Origin of the sequence: Nitriliruptor sp. (assembly GCF_040882075.1) — a bacterium.
GTDB lineage: Bacteria > Actinomycetota > Nitriliruptoria > Nitriliruptorales > Nitriliruptoraceae > Nitriliruptor.
Genome location: NZ_JBBEBZ010000131.1, coordinates 1 through 3,109 on the forward strand (window position 1 = coordinate 1; position 3,109 = coordinate 3,109).

At 72.0% G+C, this 3,109-nt stretch carries 2 protein-coding genes; both read right to left on the reverse strand.

What is annotated here, in order from left to right:
* On the reverse strand, positions 1-686 hold a 686-nt coding region (locus tag WEB03_RS07975; RefSeq protein WP_368070418.1), incomplete at its 3' end, for a carbon monoxide dehydrogenase subunit G.
* Entirely contained in the window at positions 683-3,106 is a 2,424-nt protein-coding gene (gene cutA, locus WEB03_RS07980; RefSeq protein WP_368070419.1) for an aerobic carbon-monoxide dehydrogenase large subunit, read from the reverse strand. The genes cutA and WEB03_RS07975, both read right to left, overlap by 4 nt.
* Between the last annotated feature and the right edge of the window lie 3 nt (positions 3,107-3,109).

Consider the following 3,109-nt stretch of genomic DNA (forward strand, 5'->3'; position numbering starts at 1 on the left):
CGGCCGATGATGACCCCGATGAGCGCGACCAGGGCGCCGAGCCCGAAGGCGATCAGCAGGTCCTGACGCCCCCCGGACGCGGATCCGCCGCCCGCCGAGGGGGTGCTGCCCGCGAAGACCTGGCCGACCTGGGGTGCGCCGGCCGCAGCGCCGCCGGGGCCGCCGCCGGTCGCGTCGCTCGGTGCGGCACCGACACCCGCGAGCTCGCCGCCAGCCAGCGCAGCCGGTCCGCCCGGAACGCCCTGCGGGCCGTGCAACACGTCAGCGGCGACGGCGTCGAAGAACTCGCTGGCGGTGCGGCGGGCCGCACCGGCGATCATCCGCTGGCCGACCCCGCCGATCATCCCGCCGACCACCGCGTCCGCGTCGTAGTGGACGGTCGTCGATGCGCCCGATCCCTCGAGCCGGACCTGGGCGTCGGCGTTGATCGTCCCCGGCCCGCCCGAGCCTTCCGCGGTCAGCCGGTACGAGTCGGGCTCCTGCTTGTCGTGCAGCTGGACCTGCCCGGTGTAGGTCCCGCGGATCGATGCCACGCCAGCCGTGATGGTCGCGGCGTAGGTGTCGTCACCGACGACCTCGAGCGAGGAACAGCCGGGCAGGGTCCTCGCCAGCACGGCCGGGTCCTGGAGGGCGGCCCACAGCCGCTCGCGTGGCACCTCGACGGTGTGGCTACCGGTGATCTTCACGAGGAGGTGCTCCCGTCGGGGGTGGACGTGGTCGGGGCGGAGGCGCGGTCCGGCGTGCCAGCCGCGTGATCCTGACGCAGGTGGTGGAGCTCGGAGGGGGAGATCGGCATCGCGGTGATGACGATCCCGATGGCGTCCTCGATGGCGGCGGCGATGGCGGCCGAGCCCGGGATGACGCCGGCCTCGCCGGCGCCCTTGATCCCGAGCGGGTTCAGTGGTGAGGGGGTCTCGAGGTGGTCGATCTCGACCGTCGGCACCTCGGTGGCGTACGGCATCAGGAAGTCCATGAACGAGGCGTTCAGCAGCTGGCCGGCCTCGTCGTAGGCCATGTGCTCGTAGAGCGCCCCGCCGATGCCCTGGGCGACGCCGCCGTGGACCTGGCCGGCGACGATCCGGGGGTTCAGGAGCTTGCCGCAGTCGTGGACGACGGCGTAGCGCAGCACCTCGATGTCGGAGGTGTCCGGGTCGATCTCGACGATGACCGCGTGCATGCCGTTGGCGAAGGTGGAGCGGACCGGGCTGTAGTAGCCGTGGGCTTCGAGGCCCGGTCGGTCACCGTCGGCCACGGGAGGGGCGTCCGGGTCGGAGGCGCCCGAGAACTGGGTGGCGACCTTGGCCGCGTCGCTGAAGGCGTAGCGCAGCGGGTTGGCCATCGTGGCGATGACCGACATCGGCAGCCCGGCGTCCGGTGAGCCGAGCACCTGGGCTCGACCGTCCACCAGCTCGAGGTCGCGGGGGTCGCACTCGAGCGCGTCGGCGGCGATCCGTAGCGCCTTCTCGCGCACCTCGAGGGCGGCGAGGTGGATGGCGTTGCCGGCCATCACCGCGGCGCGCGAGGCGAAGGTGCCCACCGAGTACTGCAGCCGGCGCGAATCACCGGTCACGACCTCGATGTCCTCGAAGGCGACGCCGAGCTGGTCGGCGACGATCTGGGCGAACACCGTCTCGTGGCCCTGGCCTTGGGTACCGAGCCCGGTGGCGACCTGGACCTTGCCGGTCGGTTCGACGAGGACGTGGCCGCCCTCGTAGGGGCCGACGCCGGTGCCCTCGACGTAGGTCGCGAGGCCGATGCCGATCATCCGTCCCTCGGCCGCCGCTTCCTCCTTCAGGCGCGGGAAGTCGTCCCAGCCGACCAGCTCGGTGAGCTTGGCCAGCGAGGCCGGGAAGTCACCCGAGTCGTAGGTGTAGGCGCGGCCGTCCTGGAAGGTCAGCCCGAACTCGTAGGGGAACTCGTCGGGCTGGATGAAGTTGTTCGACCGCACCTCGGTCCGGTCGAGGCCGAGCTCGCGCGCGATGGCGTCCATCGTGCGTTCCATCACGAAGCAGCCCTGCGGCCGGCCGGCGCCCCGGTACGGCGACACCGGCACGGTGTTGGTGAACACGCTGCGGAACGTCACCCGGTAGTCGGTCATCCGGTACGGCCCGAGCAGCTGGGTCGAGGTGATGATCGGCACGATCAGCCCGTAGGGGATGTACGCGCCGTGGTCGTGGACGAAGTCGACGGTCAGCCCCAGGATGCGGCCGTCGTCGTCGAAGGCGACGCGGACGTCGTGGACCTGGCCGCGTTCGTGGTTGGCGGAGATGAAGTGCTCGCGCCGGTCCTCGGTGAACTTCACGTCCTGGCCGAGCTGCATCGCCGCCCACGGCACCAGCAGCTCCTCGGGCCACGGGTGCATGATCTTGACGCCGAACCCACCGCCGACGTCCGGGGCCGCCACCTCGACGTCGCCGAACGGCAGCTCGAGCAGGGAGGCGATCGCCGCCCGGACGCTGGTCGGCGCCTGGGTCGAGGAGTGCACCAGCAGCCGGCGAGCGTCGCGGTCGTGGTGGGCGTGGACCCCGCGGGTCTCGAGCGGGGTCGACGCCGAGCGTTCGATGTCGAGGTGGAGGGTGAGCGAGTGGGGAGCGGCGGCGATCGTTGCGTCCGGGTCGCCGATCTCCTGGGTCATCTCGGCAGCGACGTTCGAGGGGATCTCGTCGTGCACGGCGTGGGTGGCCGCGATGGCCTCGTCGAGCCCCACGACGGTGGGCAGGAGCTCGTACTCGACGCGGATGCGTTCGACCGCGTCCTCGGCCGCGTACCGGTCGCGCGCGACGACGCAGACGACGGCCTCACCGACGTGGTTGACCTCGCCGTTGGCCAGCACGTGCTGGGTGCGGACGTGGGTCAGCGCCGGGTGCGGGATCAGCAGCGGCAGCGGCGCCTGGAGCTTGGCGGGCAGATCGTCGTGGGTGTAGATCGCGATCAGCCCGTCGACATCGAGCGCGTCGTCCGCGTCGATGGCGGTGATCCTGGCGTGTGCGTGAGGGCTGCGGACGATCGCTATCGCCAGCGCGTCGTGGCCCATGTCGTCGAGGAAACGGCCCTCGCCGCGCAGCAGCCGTGGGTCCTCCCCGCGGGGGATGGGCTGGCCGACCATCGC

Bases quoted from the DNA above. Each gene is read 5' to 3' on its own strand.
- cutA (WP_368070419.1), bottom strand. From the start codon at position 3,106: ATGGTCGGCCAGCCCATCCCCCGCGGGGAGGACCCACGGCTGCTGCGC.